The sequence below is a fragment of the Rhodococcus sp. DMF-1 genome (assembly GCF_021441945.1).
GTDB lineage: Bacteria > Actinomycetota > Actinomycetes > Mycobacteriales > Mycobacteriaceae > Rhodococcus > Rhodococcus ruber.
In genome coordinates, this window is sequence record NZ_CP090442.1 from 1311930 (window position 1) to 1334693 (window position 22764).

Annotated in this window: 19 protein-coding genes; 8 read left to right on the forward strand and 11 right to left on the reverse strand. The window is 70.5% G+C overall.

What is annotated here, in order from left to right; translation table 11 throughout:
- Positions 1 to 16: 16 nt before the first annotated feature.
- The gene (locus tag LZP97_RS06110; protein WP_394855356.1) at positions 17 to 1366 is read left to right on the forward strand and encodes a uracil-xanthine permease family protein; all 1350 of its coding nucleotides are present in this window, start codon (positions 17 to 19) and stop codon (positions 1364 to 1366) included.
- A gap of 80 nt (positions 1367 to 1446) precedes the next feature.
- On the forward strand, positions 1447 to 2589 hold the full coding sequence (locus tag LZP97_RS06115) for an acyl-CoA dehydrogenase family protein (RefSeq protein WP_040271906.1): 1143 nt from the start codon (positions 1447 to 1449) through the stop codon (positions 2587 to 2589).
- A 71-nt stretch (positions 2590 to 2660) separates the two neighbouring features.
- Here LZP97_RS06115 and lexA read toward each other — a convergent pair whose 3' ends face one another.
- On the reverse strand, positions 2661 to 3374 hold the full coding sequence (gene lexA / locus LZP97_RS06120) for a transcriptional repressor LexA (RefSeq protein WP_010592627.1): 714 nt from the start codon (positions 3372 to 3374) through the stop codon (positions 2661 to 2663).
- Positions 3375 to 3650: 276 nt separating this feature from the next.
- Between lexA and LZP97_RS06125 the strand changes: the two genes are divergently transcribed.
- Together LZP97_RS06125 and nrdR are read left to right on the forward strand one after the other, a co-directional pair.
- Complete coding sequence (locus LZP97_RS06125) at positions 3651 to 4199, forward strand: LysM peptidoglycan-binding domain-containing protein (protein ID WP_234574990.1); 549 nt, start codon at positions 3651 to 3653, stop codon at positions 4197 to 4199.
- Positions 4200 to 4391: 192 nt separating this feature from the next.
- Positions 4392 to 4865, forward strand: coding sequence for a transcriptional regulator NrdR (nrdR, locus tag LZP97_RS06130; protein WP_010592625.1), 474 nt, complete (start codon positions 4392 to 4394; stop codon positions 4863 to 4865).
- A 24-nt stretch (positions 4866 to 4889) separates the two neighbouring features.
- Here the strand turns inward: nrdR and hrpA are convergent, their stop codons facing one another.
- The gene (gene hrpA, locus LZP97_RS06135; protein ID WP_048772805.1) at positions 4890 to 8810 is read right to left on the reverse strand and encodes an ATP-dependent RNA helicase HrpA; all 3921 of its coding nucleotides are present in this window, start codon (positions 8808 to 8810) and stop codon (positions 4890 to 4892) included.
- A 58-nt stretch (positions 8811 to 8868) separates the two neighbouring features.
- Here hrpA and LZP97_RS06140 point away from each other — a divergent pair, with 58 nt between their 5' ends.
- Positions 8869 to 10131 carry an aminotransferase family protein gene (locus tag LZP97_RS06140; RefSeq protein ID WP_048772808.1) on the forward strand — a complete coding sequence of 421 codons (1263 nt, stop codon included), beginning with the start codon at positions 8869 to 8871 and terminating at the stop codon, positions 10129 to 10131.
- A 38-nt stretch (positions 10132 to 10169) separates the two neighbouring features.
- Here LZP97_RS06140 and LZP97_RS06145 read toward each other — a convergent pair whose 3' ends face one another.
- The 4 genes from LZP97_RS06145 to LZP97_RS06160 form a co-directional block, all read right to left on the reverse strand.
- Complete coding sequence (locus LZP97_RS06145; protein WP_010592622.1) at positions 10170 to 10433, reverse strand: hypothetical protein; 264 nt, start codon at positions 10431 to 10433, stop codon at positions 10170 to 10172.
- 61 nt (positions 10434 to 10494) lie between these two features.
- Positions 10495 to 11637: an MBL fold metallo-hydrolase gene (locus LZP97_RS06150; protein WP_048772811.1), complete on the reverse strand. Its 1143-nt coding sequence runs from the start codon at positions 11635 to 11637 to the stop codon at positions 10495 to 10497.
- Between the two features lie 49 nt (positions 11638 to 11686).
- Positions 11687 to 12274 (reverse strand): cysteine dioxygenase family protein, encoded by a 588-nt coding sequence (locus LZP97_RS06155; protein WP_010592619.1) that lies wholly within the window; start codon positions 12272 to 12274, stop codon positions 11687 to 11689.
- Positions 12275 to 12385: 111 nt separating this feature from the next.
- On the reverse strand, positions 12386 to 13435 hold the full coding sequence (locus LZP97_RS06160) for an alpha/beta fold hydrolase (protein ID WP_010592618.1): 1050 nt from the start codon (positions 13433 to 13435) through the stop codon (positions 12386 to 12388).
- 136 nt (positions 13436 to 13571) lie between these two features.
- Here LZP97_RS06160 and LZP97_RS06165 point away from each other — a divergent pair, with 136 nt between their 5' ends.
- On the forward strand, positions 13572 to 14228 hold the full coding sequence (locus LZP97_RS06165; protein WP_017680657.1) for a hypothetical protein: 657 nt from the start codon (positions 13572 to 13574) through the stop codon (positions 14226 to 14228).
- 94 nt (positions 14229 to 14322) lie between these two features.
- Positions 14323 to 14700 (forward strand): VOC family protein, encoded by a 378-nt coding sequence (locus LZP97_RS06170; RefSeq protein ID WP_017680656.1) that lies wholly within the window; start codon positions 14323 to 14325, stop codon positions 14698 to 14700.
- Between the two features lie 77 nt (positions 14701 to 14777).
- On the opposite strand, the gene LZP97_RS06175 is transcribed toward LZP97_RS06170, so the two are convergent.
- The 5 genes from LZP97_RS06175 to LZP97_RS06195 all read right to left on the reverse strand — a co-directional run bounded on the left by LZP97_RS06175 (position 14778) and on the right by LZP97_RS06195 (position 21767).
- On the reverse strand, positions 14778 to 15530 hold the full coding sequence (locus LZP97_RS06175; RefSeq protein ID WP_048772814.1) for a LysR substrate-binding domain-containing protein: 753 nt from the start codon (positions 15528 to 15530) through the stop codon (positions 14778 to 14780).
- Positions 15531 to 15534: 4 nt separating this feature from the next.
- Positions 15535 to 16977: an amidohydrolase gene (locus tag LZP97_RS06180; RefSeq protein WP_048772816.1), complete on the reverse strand. Its 1443-nt coding sequence runs from the start codon at positions 16975 to 16977 to the stop codon at positions 15535 to 15537.
- Positions 16978 to 16980: 3 nt separating this feature from the next.
- Entirely contained in the window at positions 16981 to 19485 is a 2505-nt protein-coding gene (locus LZP97_RS06185; protein ID WP_017680653.1) for a DEAD/DEAH box helicase, read from the reverse strand.
- Between the two features lie 108 nt (positions 19486 to 19593).
- On the reverse strand, positions 19594 to 20631 hold the full coding sequence (locus tag LZP97_RS06190) for an alpha/beta fold hydrolase (RefSeq protein ID WP_010592612.1): 1038 nt from the start codon (positions 20629 to 20631) through the stop codon (positions 19594 to 19596).
- A 182-nt stretch (positions 20632 to 20813) separates the two neighbouring features.
- Positions 20814 to 21767, reverse strand: coding sequence for a proteasome assembly chaperone family protein (locus LZP97_RS06195; protein WP_010592611.1), 954 nt, complete (start codon positions 21765 to 21767; stop codon positions 20814 to 20816).
- 137 nt (positions 21768 to 21904) lie between these two features.
- Between LZP97_RS06195 and LZP97_RS06200 the strand changes: the two genes are divergently transcribed.
- A complete protein-coding gene (locus tag LZP97_RS06200) occupies positions 21905 to 22663 on the forward strand; it encodes a hypothetical protein (RefSeq protein WP_010592610.1) in 759 nt (252 codons plus the stop codon).
- Positions 22664 to 22764 lie beyond the last annotated feature (101 nt).

Genomic DNA, 22764 nt, shown 5'->3' on the forward strand with positions numbered 1-22764 from the left:
CCGCCGGGAGCAGCCGATGCGACCGGACCGGGGCGGGCGCCTACCATTCCCCGTTGTGAAGGAACAACTGAGGACACGGACGGCCGGGTTGGGCTGGACCCTGCACGGCGACGGGCGTCGCGTTGCCGACGGCGAGGTCGTCGCCCCGGACGAACGACTGTCCTGGCCCCGCACCGTGGGCATCGGCATGCAGCACGTCGTCGCCATGTTCGGCGCGACGCTGCTCGTGCCGACGATCACCGGCTTCCCGGTCACCACGACGCTGCTCTTCTCCGGCGTCGGCACCGCCCTGTTCCTGCTGATCACCCGCGGCCGGGTACCGAGCTACCTCGGCTCGTCGTTCGCGTTCATCGCACCGCTGACGGCCTCGGCCGCGGAGGGCCCCGCCGCCCAGCTCGGCGGCATCGTCGCCGTGGGCCTCGCCCTCGTCCTCGTCGGACTCGTCGTCAGGGCGCTGGGATCCCGCGTCGTCGACGCACTGATGCCCCCCGTGGTGACCGGCGCGATCGTCGCGCTCATCGGGTTGAATCTCGCGCCGGTCGCGGTCGGGTCCTTCGAAGCCCAGCCGCTCGTCGCGGCGATCACGCTGACCGCCATCCTGCTCGTCACCGTGTTGGGCCCCGGACTCGTCGGCCGTCTCGGCATTCTCGTCGGCGTCGTCGTCGGCTGGATATTCGCCGCCGTCACCGGCGGACTCGCCGAGGAACGCGTCACGGCCCTGCGTGACGCCGCATGGTTCGGCCTGCCCGAACTGCGCGCCCCGGCGTTCGAGCTCTCCGTGGTGCTGCTGGCGCTGCCCGTCGTGGTGGTTCTCGTCGCCGAGAACGTCGGCCACGTCAAGGCCGTGGCGGCGATGACCGGCCGCAACCTCGACGACGTCGCGGGCGACGCGCTGCTCGCCGACGGCCTGGCCACGACGCTCGCCGGGGTCGGCGGCGGCTCGGGCACCACCACCTACGCGGAGAACATCGGCGTGATGGCCGCGACGCGGGTGTACTCGACCGCGGCGTACTGGGTGGCTGCCGCGACCGCCGTGGTCCTCGCCTTCTCGCCGAAGTTCGGGGCCCTCGTCTTCACCGTCCCCGACGGGGTGCTCGGCGGCGCCACCCTGGTCCTGTACGGCCTGATCGGCATTCTCGGCGTGCGGATCTGGATGGAGGCGAAGGTCGACTTCACCGATCCGGTCAACCTCACGGTGGCCGCCGCCGCGCTGGTGGCCGGGATCGGCGACCTCACCCTCACCGTGGGCTCCGTCGAGCTCGGCGGCATCGCGTGGGGTTCGATCGGCATCCTGATCGCCTACCCGCTCCTGCGCCGCGCGGCGGACCTGCGCCGTCGAGCGCCCGGCGTGTCCGGTCACAAATAACGCTCGTTCCTGTCAGCGTCAGACGGGCCTTCCGATGTCTACCGTGAGCGTGACGTACGTCATCGGATACAGGAGCGCACATGGAACGCACCCTCTTCGAGCCCGAGCACGAACTCTTCCGGGAGTCGTACCGGAAGTTCCTCGAGCAGGAGGTGGCTCCCTTCCACGAGCAGTGGGAGCAGGACAAGATCGTCGACCGCGAGGTCTGGAAGAAGGCCGGCGCGCAGGGTTTCCTGGGCATGGCCGTGCCCGAGGAGTACGGCGGCGGCGGTGTCGAGGACTTCCGCTACAACACGATCGTCACCGAGGAAACCACCCGCGGAGGGTTCAGCGGCATCGGTTTCATGCTGCACAACGACGTCGTGGCCCCATACCTGCTGAAGCTGGCGAACGAGGAGCAGAAGCAGCGCTGGCTGCCGGGATTCTGTTCCGGCGAGATCATCACTGCGATCGCGATGACCGAGCCCGGTACGGGCAGCGACCTGCAGGGCATCAAGACCCGCGCGGTGTGCGACGGCGACGAGTGGATCCTCAACGGTTCCAAGACCTTCATCACCAACGGCATCAACGCGGACCTGGTGATCGTCGTCGCCTGCACCGACCCGGAGAAGGGCGCGCAGGGCTTCTCGCTCCTCGTCGTCGAGCGCGGGATGGCGGGCTTCGAGCGGGGCCGCAACCTCGACAAGATCGGCCTCGCGGCGCAGGACACCGCCGAACTGCACTTCACCGACGTGCGGGTGCCTGCCGCCAACCTCCTCGGTGAGGAGGGCATGGGCTTCATCTACCTGATGCAGAACCTGCCGCAGGAACGTCTGTCGATCGCGGTGGTGGCGGCGGCGGCGATGGAAGCCGTGCTCGAGGACACGATGCAGTACTGCCGGGACCGCAAGGCATTCGGCAAGTCGATCGGCAGCTTCCAGAACACCCGTTTCGAGCTGGCCGAGCTGGCCACCGAGACCACCCTTGCACGCGTGTTCGTGGACAAGTGCATCGAGCAGCTCAATGCCGGCACCCTGAGCGTGCAGGAGGCGGCGATGGCCAAGTTCTGGACCACCGACAAGCAGGTCGAGCTGATCGATCGGTGCCTGCAGCTGCACGGCGGATACGGCTACATGCGTGAATACCCGGTCGCGAAGGCGTATCTCGACGCCCGCGTGCAGAAGATCTACGGCGGGACGAACGAAATCATGAAGGACATCATCGGCCGCGGCCTGAATCTCTGACCCCACCGGGACATGCACGGCGGCGCCGCGAATCGCGGCGCCGCCGTGCGCGTTCTGCGGAAGGGGCGAGGTCAGATCTTGCGGATCACGGTCACGACCTTGCCGAGAATCACCGCGTCGTTGCCCGGGATCGGTTCGAACATCGGGTTGTGCGGCATCAGCCACACGTCGTTGTGTACGCGCTTGAACGTCTTCACGGTCGCTTCACCGTCGAGCATCGCGGCGACGATGTCCCCGTTGTCCGCGACGTTCTGCTGGCGCACCACGACCCAGTCGCCGTCGCAGATGGCCGCGTCGACCATCGACTCGCCGACCACCTTGAGCAGGAACAGCGAACCCTGACCTACCAGTTCTCTCGGGAGCGGGAACACGTCCTCGACGGACTCCTCCGCCAGGATCGGCCCGCCCGCGGCGATCCTGCCCAGCACGGGGACCATGGCAGCCGCCGTGGCCGACTCGGCGGCGACATCGACCCCGTCCACCGGCTGCGCCTGCGGCGCCGGCGGCTGCGAATCCTCGAGCCCGCGCACGTCCACCGCGCGGGGACGGTTCGGATCGCGCCGGAGGAAACCCTTGCGCTCGAGGGTGCGCAACTGGTGCGCCACCGACGAGGTGGAGTTGAGGCCCACTGCGTCGCCGATCTCGCGGATGCTCGGAGGGTAGCCGCGCTGGGTGACCGATTCGCGGATCACCTCGAGGACGCGGCGCTGGCGTTCCGTGAGGCCGACGGCCGGATCCGCGGTGGTCGTCCGGCTCCGCCCCGCCGGGGGATGGCCGTCCGTCATGTCGTGACCTCCGTGCGTCGTGTGTCGGATGTGCTGGATGTGATGGATCGAATCTAGCTCTCCGCGGCCCGGTTATCAAACATCTGTTCGACGTTTTCCGCCCGTTGTGCTGACTTTGTCGGAGCGACGTGGTACACATCGAACATACGTTCCTTCGAACAGGTGATCGAACGGCCGTCGATCGAGCGATGACCGAAGTTCCGCTGCGGGTCCTGTCCCGCGGACGAGCGACACGTCGCGGGCACCGTCCCGCGGGCGAGTGACACGGAGGCCTCGATGAGGACATCAGCAGTGCGCCGAACCGAACGGAACCACCGGCAGTTCGACGACACCGGGCCGCACGACACCGGGCCGCAGGACACCGGGCCGCAGGACACCGAGGACCGGGTACGCCGGGCAGGGACGACGCATCTCGTGCGGCGCCCCCACGAGGCGCCCGCCCGCCGGCTTCCCGTCCGTCCGGACGGGGGGATCGTGGACTACCGGCGCGCTCCGGTCCGGGTCTCACGCGTCCCGCACCGGCCGGCCGAGGTCGCACACACCCGCCCGGGCACGATACTGGCGACGGCGCTGCTGACCGCGCTCGTGACTGCGGGACTGCTCGGCATCGCGCACCTGCGCACCAGTCAGGTCGCGGCCGGCGCCGCACGCACCGACGTCACCGTCGTGCAGGCGGGCGAATCGCTCGGCGACGTCGCGGCCCGGGTGGCTCCGGGTCTGTCCCGGTCCGAGGCGATCGAGCGGATCCTCGACCTCAATGCCATGCCGGACGGTCGCCTCCGCACCGGCCAGACCCTGCTCGTTCCGGCCTCCGCGCCGCGGTGAACAGGCATGGGCGGGCAGGCACCGGGTTCGGCCGACGACCCGGGTATGCAGGTATTGTCGACTCTTGTCAGTGACACCACCTCGTGTGGTCGCGCCGAGAGCGATTCGCCTGCCGGTGGGTCCGGTCTCGGGAGGACGGCATCGGTTCGACGCCGACGTCGCGGCCAGCACGGCTACGACGAAGGAATCGACATGTACTGCCCGTATTGCCGGCACCCCGATTCCCGCGTCGTCGATTCCCGTGAAGCCGACGAGGGGGCCGCGATCCGGCGCCGGAGGGCATGCCCCCAGTGCGGAAGACGGTTCACCACGGTCGAGACGGCGGTGCTGTCGGTCGTCAAACGCAGCGGCGTCACCGAACCGTTCAGCCGGGAGAAGGTGGTGCGCGGCGTAGCTCGCGCCTGTCAGGGACGCGACGTCGACAACGATGCCCTCAACCTCCTCGCCCAGCAGGTCGAGGACGCGGTGCGGGCCAAGGGGTCCCCGGAGATTCCGAGCAACGAGGTCGGTCTGGCCATCCTCGGACCCCTGCGCGACCTGGACGAGGTGGCGTACCTGCGGTTCGCGTCCGTCTACCGGTCCTTCAGCTCCGCAGAGGATTTCGAACGCGAGATCAAGGAGCTGCGCGAGCACCAGCACCGGCGCGAGACCGGATCCGAGAACTGAGCGCCCGGCGGGACGCGTCGCCGCTCAGCGAATCGCCGCGACGGCCTTGAGGATCCGCTGCTCCGAGATCGGCCCACGGGTTCCGAGATGCTGGGCGAACAGGCTGACCCGTAGCTCCTCGATCATCCACGAGATCGCCACCACCTCGGCGGCGGTGGCCCGCTCCTGCGGCAGCCGTGCGAGCAGGCGGTCGTACTCGGCGTAGACCCGGTCCAGCACGTCCATGCCTTGCCGATCGCGGTGCGCGCTCGCCGGCAGCGCTTCGAGCCGATGCGCCGCCGCGGCCAGGTAGCGGGGCAGATCGGCGAGCCGGGCACTGCCGAGTTCGGTGACGAATCCGCGGAACAGCAGCGAGGCCAGCTGTTCCCGCACGTCCTCGGCAGCCTCGCCGCGCACCTTCTCGAGCAGGACTTCCACGTCGTGCGCGCGCGCCAGGGCGGGCACGACGAGTTTCAGCAGCGCCGCGACCCGGCCCGGCAACTCGGCGCGCACCACCTTCGCCAACGCGCTGAACTCGTCGGGTGTGCGTACCGGCTTGCCGTGCCGGACGATCGACTCGTCCACCGCGCAGGCCCGGCAGTCCTCGAGCAGATCCTCGAAGGAGCCGTCGGGGTTGCGTCCGAGCGCCAGCCGCTCGCTGTTGCTCAGGCCCGACGCAGCAGCGCGGGCCTGCATGGGGACTGCCTCGAGGAGCAGTGCCCGCAACCCGGTGCGCATCGCGGCCTGCTGCGCCTGCGAGGTGCTGAGCACCCGGACCGCCACACCACGATCCTCGGAGACCAGCGTCGGATATCCCGTCACGCGTTGTCCGGCCACGGTGCGTGTCACCGTCGGTTCGAGGGTGCCGAGGGTCTCGGCTGTCCAGACCAGTGCCGGCTCCCGTTCGGTGCTCGACGCCGCCCGCGAGACTTCGGCCTCGACGCGGGTTCCCAGCCGCCTCCGCAGATCGGTCAGGCTCTTGCTGCGCGCGAGAACCGATCCTTGTTCGTCGACGGCGGCGAACGTCATCCGCAGGTGGTCCGGCAGCGCGGTCGGCTCGAAGTCGCTCGGCTCGATCCGTGTCGCCCCGAGCCGCGACAGTTCCCGGGCCATCGCGTTGACGAGCGGCTCGGACCGGGGCCGGACCGACGCGAGGGCCGCCGCGGCGAAGTCCGGTGCCGGAACCACTTGGCGGCGAAGATGTTTGGGGAGCGTCTTGATGAGAGCGGTGACCAGGTCGACCCGCATGCCGGGCACCGACCAGTCGAAGCCGACGGGCCGGACCCCGGCGAGCAGCGCGACGGGAATGCGGACGGTGACGCCGTCCTCCTCCGTGCCCGGCTCGAACTGGTAGGTGAGGGGGAACTGCAGATCGCCCTGCCGCCACGCGTCGGGGTAGTCGCCGCCGAGGACCGCGGCGGCGTCCTGGTTGACCACCGTGTCCGGGGTGAAGGTGAGCAGTTCGGGGTTCTTCTGCCGCTCCTTCTTCCACCACGTGTCGAAGTGCCGCGCCGACACGACTTCCGGTCCGACGCGCTGGTCGTAGAAGTCGAACAGGGTCTCGTCGTCGACGAGGATGTCGCGCCGGCGGGCCCGGTGCTCGAGCGCCTCGACGTCGTCCAGCAGCGCGCGATTGGCATGGAAGAACTTGTGGCGCGTCCGCCACTCGCCCTGGACGAGGGCGTGCCGGATGAACAGCTCGCGGGAGGTCTCCCGGTCGATCGCCCCGTACTGCACCGGCCGTTGCGCCACCAGGGGGATGCCGTAGAGCGTGACCCGCTCGTAGGCCATGGCCGCCTCGCGCTTGGTCGACCAGTGCGGTTCGGAATAGGTGCGTTTGACCAGGTGCGGCGCGAGCTTCTCGGCCCACTCGGGTTCGATGCGCGCCGCCGTCCGGGCCCACAGCCGCGACGTCTCGACGAGCTCGGCCGCCATCACCCAGCGCGGCGGCTTCCTGGCCAGCGACGAACCGGGGAAGATCGCGAACCGGGTTCCGCGCGCGCCGAGGAAGTCCCGCTTCTCGCCCTCGCGCAGGCCGACGTGCGAGAGCAGCCCCGCCAGCAGCGACTGGTGGATCGAGTCGGGCCCGACGTCCTGGTGCCGGGTCTCCCAGCCGAGATTCAGGGTGATCTGACGGAGCTGGCCCTGCAGGTCCTGCCATTCCCGGATCCGCAGCCAGTGCAGGAACTCGTCGCGGCACATCTTGCGGAACCTGCTGGACGACAGTTCCTTCCGCTGCTGCTTGAGGTAGTCCCACAACTGCAGGTACGCGAGGAAGTCCGAGCCCTCCACGGCGAACCGGGCGTGTTTCTCGTCGGCCGCCTGCTGGAACTCGGCCGGTCGCTCGCGCACGTCCTGGATCGACAGGGCCGCGACGATGATCAGGACCTCGCGCAGGCATCCGTTGCGGTGCCCCTCCACGATCATCCGTGCCATCCGCGGATCGACCGGCAGCAGCGCGAGTTCGCGCCCGGTCCCGGTGAGCCGGGGCAGTTCGTCCTTCGCGGCCCGCTCGAGCGCCCCGAGCTCCTCGAGCAGCGCGATGCCGTCGCGGACGGCGCGCGGGTCGGGGGCTTCGACGAAGGGGAACGAGGCGATGTCCCCGAGTCCGAGCGCCGTCATCTGCAGCACGACCGAGGCGAGGTTGGTGCGCAGAATTTCCGGCTCGGTGAACTCGGGGCGGGCCTCGAAGTCCTCCTCCGAGTACAGCCGGATACAGATGCCGTCGGCGACACGACCGCAGCGCCCGGACCGCTGCCTGGCCGAGGCCTGCGAGATCTCCTCGATCGGCAGTCGCTGGACCTTGGTGCGCACCGAGTAGCGGGAGATCCGCGCGGTGCCGGGGTCGACGACGTAGCGGATGCCCGGGACGGTGAGCGAGGTCTCGGCGACGTTGGTGGACAACACCACTCGCCGGCCGGTGTGCGGGGTGAACACCCGGTGCTGCTCGGCGGCCGACAGCCGTCCATACAGGGGCAGGATCTCGGTGCCCCGGAGTCTGCGGTCGCGCAGGGCATCGGCGGTGTCCCGGATCTCGCGTTCACCGGAGAGAAAGACGAGGATGTCCCCGTCGCCTTCTGCGGCGAGTTCCTCGACCGCCTCACAGACGGCGTCGACCGGGTCGCGGTCGACGAGTGTGTCGCCCACCTCGATCGTCAGGGGCCGGTAGCGGACTTCGACCGGATAGGTGCGGCCGGAGACTTCGACGATGGGTGCGGGCGTGCCGTCGGCTGCTGCGAAGTGGTTCGCGAACCGCTCGGGGTCGATCGTCGCCGAGGTGATGATCACCTTCAGGTCCGGTCGCCGGGGCAGCAGTTCCTTGAGGTAGCCGAGGATGAAGTCGATGTTGAGGCTGCGTTCGTGTGCCTCGTCGATGATGAGGGTGTCGTATCGGCGCAGCAGCCGATCGCGCTGGATCTCGGCGAGGAGGATGCCGTCGGTCATCAGCTTGATCAGGGTTGCGTCCGACACCTGGTCGGTGAACCGGACGGTGTAGCCGACGGTGTCGCCGAGCTCGGAGTCGAGTTCCTCGGCGATGCGCTCGGCGACCGCGCGGGCGGCGATGCGGCGCGGCTGCGTGTGCCCGATCAGGCCGCGCACCCCGCGCCCCAGTTCGAGGCAGATCTTCGGGATCTGGGTGGTCTTGCCGGACCCGGTTTCCCCGGCGACAATGACGACCTGGTGGTCGCGGATGGCGGCGGCGATGTCGTCCTTGCGCTGCGAGACCGGGAGGTTCTCGGGATAGGTGACGGTCGGCGCGGCGGCCACCCGCGCGGCGAGCCGCAGTCGGGCCTGCTCGATCTCGGCGGCGATCTTCGCCAGGTCCCCGGGCCGGCGGGCCCGGTCGAGCCGCCGGCGAAGGCGATGCTCGTCGCGCAGCGACACGTCGGTGAGGGCCGACTTCAGGTCACGGCGTGTCGGCCCGGGCGGGGCGGGGGAGTGCGGAGTCTCGCGTGAGGTGGACATGCTGGATGTACAGCCTAGCGAAGCGCGCGTTCTCGCTGCGCGCCGCCCGGCGCATAGGATGGCGGTTTCATCGCCGTTCGTGGAACAGGAGCAGATCGTGGGCGCGTTGTGGCACGGGTTCGCAGACATGGGTGCCGTCGAACGGGACGGTGCGTTCGTCGTCGCGCGCGGCGAGGGCGCCTACATCTGGGACCGGGCCGGCACCAGGTATCTCGATGCCACCGCCGGCCTCTGGTTCGCGAACGTCGGTCACGGCCGCTCCGAGATCGGTGACGCGGTGGCAGCGCAACTGGCGAAGGTGGCGCACTACTCCAACTTCGGCGACCTGGCCGCGGAGCCGACCGTCGAACTGGCGGAACGGCTCGCCACGATCGCACCCGTTCCCGGCAGCAAGATCTTCTTCACCTCCGGCGGTTCGGATTCGATCGACACGGCGGCCAAGCTGACGCGCCGCTACTGGCAGGAGCTGGGACGGCCGGAGAAGACCCTCGTCGTCAGCCGGGAGAAGGCCTATCACGGCATGCACGTCGGGGGCACGTCCCTCGCCGGAATCCCGGTCAACGCCGAGGGGTACGGCGACCTCTGGGACGACGCCGCCAAGGTGTCGTGGGACGACGCGAAGTCGCTGCTCGCCCTCATCGAACGGGTCGGGGCCGACCGGATCGCGGCGTTCTTCTGCGAGCCGATCATCGGCGCGGGCGGCGTGTACCTGCCGCCGGAGGGCTATCTCGCCGAGGTCCGCGACATCTGCCGTGAGCACGACGTGCTCTTCGTGGTCGACGAGGTGGTCACCGGCTTCGGCCGCATCGGCGGCTCGTGGTTCGCCTCGGACCGGCTCGGTCTGGAACCGGACCTGATGACCACGGCGAAGGGGCTCACCTCCGGGTACGTGCCGATGGGCGCGGTGTTCGTGTCGCCCAAGGTGGCCGAACCGTTCTTCGCCGGCGGGGTGTGGTGGCGGCACGGCTACACCTACGGCGGGCATGCCGGTGCCGCGGCGGCGGCCCTGGCGAACCTGGACATCCTCGAGCGCGAGAACCTGCTCGCCGAGTCGGCGCGGCTGGAGCGGACCCTGCACGAGAAGCTGTCCCCGCTGGCCGAGCACCCGCGCGTCGCGGAGGTCCGCAGCGGTCTCGGTGCCGTGGCCGCAGTGCAGCTCGCCGACGCGTCCGAGGCGCTGCAGTTCGTGAAGACGCTTCGGCAGCACGGGATTTCGAGCCGGGCCGCGGGGCAGGGTGCACTGCAGATCTCGCCGTCGTTCGTGATGACGGACGAGCAGGTGCAGGACCTCGCGGACGGGTTCGCCTCCGCCCTGGGGTGATCGGCGGCCGGCGCAGCCGCCCGGCCGGGCGGGTCGCCTCAGCGGCGGATCCGGATCCCCCGGAACCCGGTGCGGATCCGCGTGCACAGTCCCGTGGTCACCTCGTCCAGGGGCACCGCGCTCTGCGTGTCGTGCGCGGCGGCGACGCGGGCGTAGCGGTCGTGCAGCTTCGTGCGTACCTCGTCGGGGGTGTACGCACGCCGCCTGCGCTCGTCGCGCATCACGACTGCGCCCGTCGCGGCGACGCCGACCGCTCCGGCGAGCCCGACGAGTTTCCACCACTGCCTGCCCTTCAATGCCATGCGCGCGAGCCTAGACGGCAGGGGTCGGGCCGGGGCCGCGCTCACCTGTGACCGATGCTCGTCACCGTCGACCGGCGCGATCTCCCGGCCGCTCCGGGCGGACAGTGTGTTTCAGGGCCTGTCCGGTGATCCGTTGCGTCCCGGTCGTATCCGGCTGCGGGCGTGTCCGGAACTCGAATCGACTACCGACGGCATTGGGGTGGAACGCGTCCGGGAGGGCGGTGAACAGCGCGTGCTGCGCCTTCCAGGACGTGCAGTGGGCGGGCACGACCACGGCCGGGTCCGCCGCCGCGAGGGCGGTCACCGTCCGAGGGACGATCGGACCGTCGCGGAGATGGAACCCGCCGAGGACGGCGTGGAGCCGGCCGACCCCGGTGAGCCGCTCGGCGTGCTCGAGGATGTTGATCAGCCCGGCGTGCCCGCATCCGGTGAGAACGACGAGTCCCCGCTCGCGGAGGTGCAGGACGACGGCCTGGTCGTCGTCGATCAGCGGGTCGGGCCGCCAGCGGCCGTCCCGGTGGACTTGATGGCCCGGCATGCCGGTCTCGTACCCGGTGGTCCGCGCGATCCGGCCGGTCACCAGGAGCATTCCGTCGAGCAGGAAGGAGGGGCGCCGGTTCTCGACGACGACGAACCCCGCGCCCTCGATCGCCGCGCGGCTCGGTGTCGGTAGCTCGAAGGCGCCGCCGGGACCGACGATGCGCCGGCGCGTCCAGAAATCGGGGTGCACGAGGATCGGCAGGCGCCGGGAGCCGAGCCGGCGGGCGAGGCCCTGCAGACCCATGACGTGGTCGAAGTGGCCGTGGCTGAACACGATCGCCTCGATGCCGTCCGGGGAGATCGCCAGCCGATCGAGGTTCGCCATCAGCCCGTCCGGCGTGGCCCCCGCGTCGTAGAGGACGCGGTGCGTGGTTTCGCCGACCCGGATCTCGATCAGTACGGAGAACCCGTGCTCCGCACGGAGGAGGTCGACAGTCCGGAATCCGACCGCCAGATCGCTGGGGACGATCGGGAGCGGACCTGCCGATCCGGCCAGCCCCCAGCGGCGGACGGGCCCCACGTCGGGCAGAAGCACATCGGAGGAGTTGTCCACCAGCGTCGTCACATCGACCGCGTCGACCGGCCGGAGCTCCACCCGTACCGGGTCCCGCTCCGGCAGCTGTCCGGCGGATCGTCGATCGCGGGTCTCCGCTCTCGTCGTCACCCCTCCTCCTTCCGGTGGATACGGTGAAACAGCCGTCGGCGCCGGGCCGTCAGCGCTCGGATCCGAGGTCGGTGAAGTCGGGACGGAAGGGCGCCTCGCTCCCCGTCCGCAGATCGAACGTGCTGCGGTTCTGCGTGAGAATGTCCGTGCCGTAGACGTGGATCGAGATCGCATCGGTCCCGTCGAGCGCCTCCACCGAGTGGATCGTTCCGTCGGGTACGACGGTCACCGTGCCCCGCGGGTTCACGAAGGTGTCGGCAACCTGGAGCCGGGCCCTGCCCGGCACACGCCCGTCGTCGAGCCGGCGATACCACGTCTCACGTTCCCGGCCCCGGTACACGCCGACCACCGCCCACGCACCGTGATTGTGGACCGGAGTGCTCACTCCGGCCCTGAACACCGCCACCAGGATCGACAGGTGCCCGTCCGAGGCCCGGTGGACGGGGTACAGCACCCAGTCCCGCGTCTCGGGACGCTCCTGGTACTGCGGGTCCAGCCAGTCGCTGTCGTCGGCGACTGCCGCGGCCAGAACCGCACGGACCGACTCCGGTCCGTCGCGCAGTGTGGACGCCTGTCGCAGGCGAGGGATCAGATCGTGGATCGACTGCCGGTGGCCGAGTTCGGCGTGCCTGTTCATGATGCACCTCCTGCAACCGCTTTCGAAGAGAACGGTATGCGCTCACCAGAGATGAGTGCATCGGTACCAGTACGGACGTCGCGCGCCGTCCCGGCGGTGCCGGAGGCCGGCTCACAGACCGAAGTCGACCGCTCGCCGCACCAGCTCCACCCTCGAGTTGATGCCGAGCTTCGCGTAGATGTTGGCGAGGTGGGTCTCGACCGTCCGCTCGCCGATGAACAGGCGCCGGCCGATCTCCAGGGAGCTGAGTCCGGCGACGGCCAGCGCGCCCACCTCTCGTTCCCGGGTGGTCAGGGCCTCCGGCCCCCACGCCGGGCGGTTCCGGCGGCCCCGCCGTACCCCCGTCAGGAAGGCCTCGATCTCGATCAGCACCGCGTCCATGTCGCCGATCCAGGGCCAGTGATCGATCCCGGGTAGTTCGACGAGCGTCGCGCCCGGGATGCGCGCCGCGACGTAGCGGGAGTGTTCGACCGACAGCCACGGATCGTCGACGTGGTGGAGCAGAAGCGTCGGAACTCGGATCTCGTGCAGCCTCGGACGAAGATCGGTCGCGGCGCAGAGCCGGAACAGTTCCCGTGCCTGCGCCGGGCCCGCCGCCGCCCGGGCGTGACGCGCGAACCAGGATCGATACCGCTCGTCCCCGGCCAGTGTCGGATTCATCGACGCGATACCGGAGCCCGTCGCCCACCCCTCGTCGATGCCGGCCAGGACCGACGAGAAGAACTCCTCGCTCCACCCCGCCGCATACCCGTCGTCCTCCAGGAGCCGGGCATGCGCGTCCCACAGGATCATCGAACGTGTGCGGCCGGGGTACTTCAATGCGAACGAGGTGCAGATCCCGGCGCCGACGGCGACCCCGAACAGGGTCGCCCGCCGGGACCCGGCGGCGTCCATCACGACCCGGACGTCCTCGACGCAGGCGTCCATGGACACCTCCTCCCGTGGCACGTCCGACAGGCCGGTTCCCCGCTTGTCGAACCAGATCAGCCGGGTGAACGACCCCAGGCTGCGCAGGAAACGCGCGAAGAACCGCTCTTCCCAGGCGAGGTCGAGGTGTGAGACGAATCCCGGAACGAAGACGAGGTCGGGTCCCGCTCTGCCCAGCACCTGGTATGCGATGCTGACATCTCCGCCGGCGGCGTACCGGACCTCGTGGTCCATCCCTGCACCGTAGCGCCGTCTGCCGCACTGTCAACCTCGGGCGAGGCGTATCGATGCGGGGTGGCGCCGGCGGGTCGGCCGCTGCCGCGATCCGGCGCCGGATCCCGCTACCTCCCCGCGTGAGAGGCTGTCGATCATGCAGCAGCGGCGCTCAGCGCAGGCCCGGATCACCCTCGACGACGCGGTGGCGGTGACCCGCACCGGTGATCTCTGGATCTTTCGCGGCAGCAGCCACGCCGACCGCGCGATCCAGACGCTGACCAACGCCCCCGTCAACCACGTCGGCCTGGCAGTGGTGCTCGACGACCTGCCCCCACTGATGTGGCACGCCGAGCTGGGCAGGAGCCTGCCCGACATGTGGACCGGCCGGCACCACCGCGGTGTGCAGCTGCACGACCTGCGCGAGGCGGTGCAGGTGTGGAGCGCCCGGTACGGGCAGCGCGGCTGGCTGCGCCAGCTCGGCGTCGAGGTGACGCCGGCGCAGGAGGATCAGCTGCTGCGCACCGTCGCCCGGCTGGACGGCACGCCGTTCCCCTCGACGAGCCGGCTGGCGGGGCGCTGGTTCGCGGGCCGGCTGCCGTGGCGCACACGTCCGGCGGACGCGGGCCTCGAGCGCGCGTACTGCGCCGAGGTGGTGGGCGCGACCCTCGAGGCGATGGGCCTGCTCGAGCAGCGCGGACGCGGCAGCAACTGGTACGACCCCGGACGGTTCTGGAGCGGAGACCGGCTGCCCGCCGCTCCCGGTGTCTCGTGGGGACGCGAGATCGAGGTCGTGCCCCCTGGGACCGGGTGAGAGCCCGCACGGCCTGTGCCGTCGACGGGAGCCCGCGCCGTCGAATGGCCGCGTTCCCCGGCCCCGGCCGGTGACTTCGCGGGATCATGAGCCCATGTCGCGCCCCGCCATCGCACTTCAGGTCTACGTCCTCGACACACCGGATCCGTCCGGGCTGGCCTCGTTCTATGCCGCGCTGCTCGGCTGGGACATCGACGACGCCGCCACCGACGACGACTGGGTCCAGTTGCGTGCCCCTGCCGGTGGGGGCCTGGCGTTCCAGCTGGCACCCGAATTCACCCCGTCGAGGTGGCCGGACGGCGGGGTGCGGTTGCAGGCGCACCTGGACCTCGAGGTGGACGACCTCGAGGCCGCGGAGGCGTGGGCCCTGCGGCACGGCGCGACCCGCGTCGCGGGTCCCAATCCCAGCCCTACCTTTCGTACCTACCGTGATCCGGGCGGCCACGTGTTCTGCCTCGTGCGTTCGGGGTGAGCCGCCGGGTACGCCGGGCTCTGCGCGCGGTGTCCTGCAGCCTCCCCGCTCCGAGACCGGTCACCGCGCCGGACCCGCTATCGACGCCGCCGCGCACGTCCGGCGCTCTTCGGGCGTCCCGCATTGCCGCGGCGGGTCTTCGGCTTCTTGTCGCCGACGACCTTCCTCGGTTGCGAACCCTGGCGTTCCCCGCGCCGCTTCTGCTTCGGCTGGGATTCGTCCTGCCGGCCCCGCGAGCTGTTGGCGGTGCGGCCCCGCACGATCCCGACGAACTCCTCGACCAGCTCGGTGGTCCGCTCCGACGGCCACACCAGTCCCACCTGGGACTGCGGGGCGTCGGTCACCGGCCGATACGTCAGATCCTTGCGGTGGTACAGCCGCGCCAACGACTGCGGCACGACCAGCACCCCCACCTCCGAGGCGACGTACGACACGGCCGCCTCCGTCGTAGCCGGCCGCTCGAACGCCTCCTGTCCCGGCAGGCGCGCCCAGTCCAGCACGTCGTCGCGCGGGTGCAGCACCGTTTCCTCCGCGAGATCCGCGACGTCCAGTTCGTCGACTGCCGCGACCACATGGTCTTCGGGCACGACCACCACCGACGTCTCGGTGTAGAGATTGATCACCGACAGTCCGTCGCGAGGCAGCGGCAATCGCAGCACCGCGGCGTCGACCGTGCCGTCGCGCACCGCGCTCTCGCCGGCCGCGGCCGCCACCGGTACCAGTTCCAGGGGGACGTCGGGTATCCGTTCCGCCCACACCCGCGCCCATTTCCCGGGGGTGACACCGGGGACGTAGCCCAGCCGGAACGCCGGGGCGGACTCTTCGCTCACCCGCTCAGGCTAGCGGCCCGTGCGTCCAACGGCCGCCGAGCATCGTGCCCCACACCGCCGTCGCGGCCAGCTCCGCGCCGGAGCGGGGCAGCGTGTCCGCGTCGAGCACCACCAGGTCGGCGACGTCGCCGGCGGTGACGCGGGTCCGGCCGCCGGTGGACGCTGCGAGCGCCACCTGCAGATCCAGTTCCTGCTCGCGGTGCCAGACGCGGCCGTCGGGCAGGGTGCGGTCGATCGCGGCGGCCAGGGTCCGCCACGGATCGAGGGGTGCGACCGGTGCGTCGGAGCCGAGGACGAGGCGCGCGCCCGCCGCGTGGAGCGTCGCGTACGGAAACGAGCGGTGCGTCCGGCCGGGCCAGTACCGCTCGGCCAGGTCCACGTCGTCGTACACGTGCGCCGGCTGGATGCTCGCCGCGATACCGGACCGCGCGAAGCGTGGGACGTCGCGCTCGGCCACGAGCTGAGCGTGTTCCACGCTGCCGTGTGCCCCGGTGGCGGCGAACGCGTCGAGCACGTGCGCACACGCGTGGTCGCCGATCGCGTGGACTGCGCTCTCGAACCCGTGGTCGTGGGCGTGGCGCATCAGCGGCTCGAGTTGTTCCGGGGGCACCGTCAGCACCCCGTGCTCGCCGTCGGGATACGGCTCGTGGCAGTAGGCGGTGCGGGTGCCGAGCGACCCGTCGACGATCACCTTCACGGGACCGACCGTCGCCAGACCCGCCGTGCCGGGCACCGGGTCGCCGGTCCGCATTCCCGCCGCGATCGCGGCACCGAGCCACCGGGGCCAGATGCCGCACCGGACACGCAGGTACCGCGTCCCGGCGCCGATGCGGCGTGACCAGGCGGCCAGATTGTCGGCGATCTCGAAGTCGACGACCCCGACGACACCCCGGGCCGCGGCCGCTCGGGCCGCGGCGTCCACGAGCCGGTCGCGCACCTCGGCGTCCACGCGCTGGATGTCGTTCATCAGCGGCATGAACTCGCTCTCGCGCAGCAATCCCGTGGGATGTGGATGCAGCGAGAAGTGTTGTAGCGCGGAGGTATTGAACCAGGCGCAGTGCAGGTCCGCGCTGAGCGCGACGACCGGCCGGGCGGGGGCGATCGCATCGAGCACCGCTGCGGTGGGTGCGTCCGGCCACAGCCCGTCGCGAAAGCCGCGCGCGACCACGACGGGAGCGGGGTCGACGACCAGGCGGGCGGCCACCAGCGCGACCGCGTGCGCGGCCGACGTCGCGCCCGACAGGTCGAGCGCGGCGTGCGCGAGGGCCCACTGGTCGAAGTGCACGTGCGCGTCCCACAGTCCCGGCAGTACCAGTCGCCCCCCGACGTCGACGGTCTCGGCGCCGCCCGCGGGATCGGAGACGACGCGGTCGCCGGTGATCGGCAGGTCGACCGGGTCGGCGCCGGGAGCGGTGCGGGCATTGCGCAGGACGAGGTGCGGCGGCACGGCTCAGCCTTCGACGATCTCGAACTCGTCGAACACGACCTCGCCGGCCGCGTCGGATTCGGCGAGGTTCACCTCGCCGAGCAGCGCCCAGCCGTGGTCGCCTTCGGGGTCGGCCAAGGTCTGCCGGACGCGCCACAGGTCCTTCTCCTCGACGACGGTGAACAGTTGCGGGCCCCGCGCGTCGGGACCGGTGCCGATCTCGTCGTACTCCTCGAAGTACAGTTCGAGGAGATCGGCCCAGTCCTGCGCTTCGAGTCCGTCGCCGAGGCCGGCGAGTGCGTCCCAGCGTCGTCGCGACGCCAGTTCCACCCGCTTGAACATCGCGTTGCGCACCATCACCTTGAACGCCCGTGGGTTCGCCGAGATCGGTTTGGGCACGTCCGCACCGAAGGCCACCTGCTGATCGTCGGATTCGATGCCGGGATTGGTCAGCGACTCCCACTCGTCGAGCAGGCTCGAATCGACCTGGCGGATCAGCTCGCCCAGCCACTCGGTGAGGTCTTCGAGTTCCTCGGTGCGGGCCGCGTCGGGAACCGTCTGGCGCAGGGCCCGGTAGGCGTCCGCGAGGTAGCGCAGCACCAGCCCCTCCGAGCGGGCCAGCCCGTAGTGGCCGACCAGTTCGGCGAACGTCATGGTGTGCTCGACCATGTCCCGCACGACCGACTTGGGGGACAGGGGGAACTCCGAGACCCACGGGTGCCCCGTGCGGTACGTCTCGAAGGCCGGCTCGAGCAGGTCCGCGAGCGGCTTCGGCCAGGTGATCTCCTCGAGGAGCTCCATCCGCTCCTCGTATTCGATGCCGTCGGCCTTCATCTGCTGCACGGCCTCACCACGGGCGGCGTGCTGCTGGGCCATGAGGATCTGCCGCGGATCGTCGAGCGTCGACTCGATCACGGACACCACGTCCAGCGCGTAGGTGGGGGAGTCGATGTCGAGCAGCTCGATCGCGGCGAGCGCGAACGGCGACAGGGGCTGGTTCAGCGCGAAGTCGCGTTGCAGGTCCACCGTCAGTCGCGCCGTCCGGCCGAACTCGTCGGGCTCGTCGAGCTGCTGCACCACGCCGGCCTGCACGAGCCCCCGATACAGCGAGATCGCCTTGAGGATGTGCCGGCGCTGGGCCGGGCGCGTCTCGTGGTTGTCCTCGAGCAGGTGACGCATCGCCTCGAAGCAGCTGCCCGGACGGGCGATCACGTTCAGCAACATGGAATTGCTCACGGAGAAGCGCGAGGTGAGGGGCTCGGGGGAGGCGGCGACGAGCTTGTCGAACGTGCCCTCGCCCCACGAGACGAACCCTTCGGGAGCCTTCTTACGCTGCACCTTGCGGCGCTTCTTCGGGTCGTCACCGGCCTTGGCGAGGGCCCGCACGTTCTCGATCTCGTGCTCGGGTGCCTGCACCACGACGGTGCCCATCGTGTCGAACCCGGCGCGGCCGGCGCGGCCGGCGATCTGATGGAACTCGCGGGCCTTGAGCTGCCGGGTCCGGGTGCCGTCGAATTTCGTCAGGCCGGTCAGCAGCACCGTCCGGATGGGCACGTTGATGCCCACGCCCAGCGTGTCGGTGCCGCAGATGACCTTGAGCAGGCCGTCTTGGGCCAGCCGCTCGACGAGTCGCCGGTACTTCGGCAACATCCCGGCGTGGTGCACGCCGATACCGTGCCGCACCAACCGCGAGAGCGTCCTGCCGAAACCGGTGGAGAACCGGAACGCGCCGATCGCCTCGGCGATCGCCTCCTTCTCCTCGCGGGAGCACATGCTGACGCTGGTCAGGGCCTGCGCTCGTTCCAGGGCGGCGGCCTGGGTGAAGTGGACGACGTAGACGGGGGCCTGATGGGTGGTGACCAGTTCCTCGATCTCTTCGCCGATCGGCTTCTGGGAATAGGTGAACGACAGCGGCACCGGCCGCTCGGAGCCGGAGACCTCGGTGGTGGGGCGGCCGGTGCGACGGGTCAGGTCCTTCTGCAGGAACGTGACGTCGCCGAGGGTCGCCGACATCAACAGGAACTGCGCACGGGGCAGCTCGACGAGGGGCACCTGCCAGGCCCAGCCACGGTCCGGCTCGGAGTAGAAGTGGAACTCGTCCATCACCACCTGGCCGATGTCCGAGTCGGCGCCCTCGCGCAGCGCCAGATTGGCGACGATCTCGGCGGTGGCGCAGACGATCGGGGCACCGGGGTTCACCGAGGCGTCACCGGTCATCATCCCGACCCGATCGGCGCCGAACACCTCGCACAGCGCGAAGAACTTCTCACTGACCAGGGCCTTGATCGGGGCCGTGTAGAACGTGCGCTTACCGGTGGCCAGGGCGAAGAAGTGCGCACCGAGTGCGACCATCGACTTGCCCGACCCGGTGGGCGTCGCGAGGATGACGTTCGACCCGGAGACCAGTTCGAGCAGCGCCTCCTCCTGCGCCGGATACAGCGAGAGGCCGCGCCCGGTCGTGAAGGCGGTGAAGGCGTCGAACAACGAGTCCTCGTCGACGATGTCGGGGATCAGTTCCGGAAGCAGCACCGCTCCAGGCTAGTTGTTGCCGGCGGGACCGCGCCGACGCGCCGGCCGGCCGCGGACCGCGGCGCCCGTCCCCGTCGAGTCCGCCGCTCGCCACGGTGGGCGGGGCGCTCAGGTGGCGCTGCGCTCGTCGGCGCCCATCGCACCGAGCACGGCCTGCCGGGTGGCCGGGCCGCCGGTGATCTGGCTCTCGCTGACGCCGTTGATCAGCAACTCACGCCAGCGCTCCTCGTCGAACACGAGAGGCGCGGTCGAGTCGAGGAACTCCTCGACCACCCGCAGGAACCGGATGGGGTCGTCGCGGAACGGGAAGTGACCGGCGCCGCGGAAGACGTCGAGCCGGGAATTCGGCATCGCCGAATGCGCCAGGTAACCGTGGCTCACCGGGATCACGCTGTCGTGATCTCCCCAGATCAGCTGCACGGGCAGGTTCTCGGTCAGGTAACAGCGGTCGAGCATCGTCACCACCTGCCCGCGCCAGTCCACGACGGCCCGCAGTGTGCGCAGGAACGCCTCGTAGGCGGTGGGATCGGGCAATCCGCTCAGGACGCGGATCAGATCCGACGTGTCGTGCAGGAAGACCCCCGGCCGCAGCGGCGTGTCGTGCAACTGCCCCAGCAGGCCGCCGGCGACGCGTACCGCGGGCATCGCGCCCGGCAGCCGGAGCAGCTTGAGGACCTCGCTCAGGCCCGGCATGGACAGCAGGCGCAGGGCGGGATGGACGTCCTTGGTGACGCCGCCTGCCGAGACCAGGATGAGCCGGTCGACCATCTGCGGGAACTGGTACGCGAACTGCATCGCGACGCCGCCGCCGAGGGAATGCCCGACCACCGTGACGTGCTCGATGCCCAGGACCGACAGCAGATCTCGGACCCCGTTGGCGTACGCGGCGACCGAATAGTCGGCGCGGGGCTTGTCGGAGCGGCCGTGGCCGAGCAGGTCCGGGGCGATGACGGTGTACTTACGGGCCAGGTGCGGGATGACTTCCTGCCAGGTCGAGGAGTTGTCGCCGATCCCGTGGATCAGCAGCAGGGCGGGCCCGTCGCCGGCGAGCCGGAACGCGCGGCGGTAACCGTGGATGGTCCGGAAGACCACCCGAGTCTCCGCATCCGGTACCGGCCGGAGCGTGCGTGTGCGTGATGAACCCATGTGCGTCTCCTGACCGCCGGATCCTCGTCGACCTGTGTCGTCCGAGGCGCCGGACCGTCGCCGGCCCGACCCTTCCGCTCAACTCGTCGAACCGAGCGTACTGACTGTATGTGACCTGCACAACGTCAAAGGTAACGAGAGAGTAATGATCAGGGGTCGGACCGGCGGCGATTCGAACCCGGTCAGGCGGGCGGTTCCGCCTCACCCGGCCCGTTTCCGCCGCGATCCTCGTACTCGGCGAGGAAACGTTCGAACTCGGCGCCGATCTCCTCGCCGGTCGGCAGATTCTCGTCCGTCGGCAGCTGGGCAGCCTGCTGCTCCTGCGCGGCGACATAGCTGTCGTACTGCCGCTCGAGTCCCCGGACCACCGCCTGCACTTCCTCGTTCTGGGCGATGTGCTCGTCGATCTGCTCGCGCACGCGCGCGGCGGCTTCGCCGAGCGCGGCCAGGGGCAGCCCGAGGCCCCCGGCTTCGGCGACGTTCTCGAGCAGTGTCTCGGCGGCACCCGGATAGTCGGTCTGTGCCAGGTAGTGCGGCACGTGGACCGAGAACCCCACCGACTCGTGACCGTGCTGCGCCATCCGCAGCTCGAGCAGTGACGACACCCCCGCCGGCACCTGCAGTTCGCCCGTCCAGCGATGGTGATCGGCGATCAGGTCCTTGTTCGTCGAGTGCGCGGTCACGCCCAGTGGGCGGGTGTGGGGAATCGCCATCGGGATCGCGCTGATCCCGATCGTGCGCCGGACGCCGAACTGCTCGGCCAGCAGGCGCACCGCGGTGATGAACCGCTCCCATTTCAGGTCGGGCTCCGCGCCGGCGAGAAGCAGGAAGGGAGTACCGGCGGTGTCGATCAGGGCGTACAGGTTGAGTTCCGGGGCGGCGTAATCCGAGAAGTGATCGGCCTTGAACGTCATGGTCGGGCGCCGGGACCGGTAGTCGATCAGCTCGTCCACGGCGAACGACGCGACGAGCTCGCTTTCGAGGCTCTCCCGCAGGTGTGTGGTGGCGAGCCGTACCGCATGCCCCGCGTCGGCGAACCCTTCGAGGCCGTGCACCAGGACGGGGCCCTCGCCGTCCGCGGACGTCAACCGGGGCGCAGGGAACTCGAGCTCGTACATGCGGGACTGGTCGTCCATGCGAACATCCTCCGTTCGATCCGGGGCGCCGTGATACCGCCGGGTCCCCGGCGTGGCATGGTGGAGTTCGAGTCTAGTTGAACTGATGATCAGCTTCCGCCGGGGCGTGACCGGCGGAACGCGACAGCGGAGGTCCGGTGGCACCCCACAGCGCAGGAGACGACGTCCGGCCGCCGCGCCGCCCCCCGGCCCCCGGCCGCCGGCTGGGCGCCACCGCGTTCGGCGCGGTGCTGCTGCTCGCCGCCGGGTGCTCGTCGACCGTCGGCGGGACACCCCAGCCCGAGCCGGCCGCGCTGGCCACCACGGGCGACGCCGCGACCGCGAGCCGCCCCCTCGCCGAACTGCTGCTGCCCCCCGAGGAGTTCCCCGAGCCGTACGACGCGGTGGTACTCCCGCCGCAGGCGGTCGCCCAGGCCGCTCCCGATCTCACGGGCGTGCCCGAGGGTGCCAAGGTGGATCCACCCGGCTGCCTGCCACCGCCGCAGAATTTCGGCCCGGACGGGACCGCGATGGTGGTCGGCACGGACAACGACAGCCGGGCCACCATCTCGGTGGAACTCGTCGCCGTCACCGACGAGCTGGCCGCCTACCGCGAGCATCTCGTCGAATGCCCCGTCGTCGCGGCGACCCGCCGGGGCGTCACCGCCACCGTGACCACCACGCTCGACCCGTCGGCGCCCCCGGCGCCCCCGGGGGTCGAGACCCTCGCCTTCACCCGGACCGTCCGGTCGGGGGAGGGCCGGGAGGTGGTCACCCAGTCGATGACCAGCCGCATCGCCCAGCTCGGTGACGTGCGGGTGCTGGTGACCTACATGTCCTTCGGTGCCGGGCCCGCCGACACCGGCGGCCTCACCCGGGTCTTCGATGCGAGCGTGGAGCGTGTTCGCGCCGCCTGAGTGCAGTCGCTCGAGCGCGGCACGCTACCAGCGCCCGCCGACAACGGGCGGTCCGGACTCCCGCAACCGCCGTAGTTGTCCACAACCGGGGCGTTCGTCCC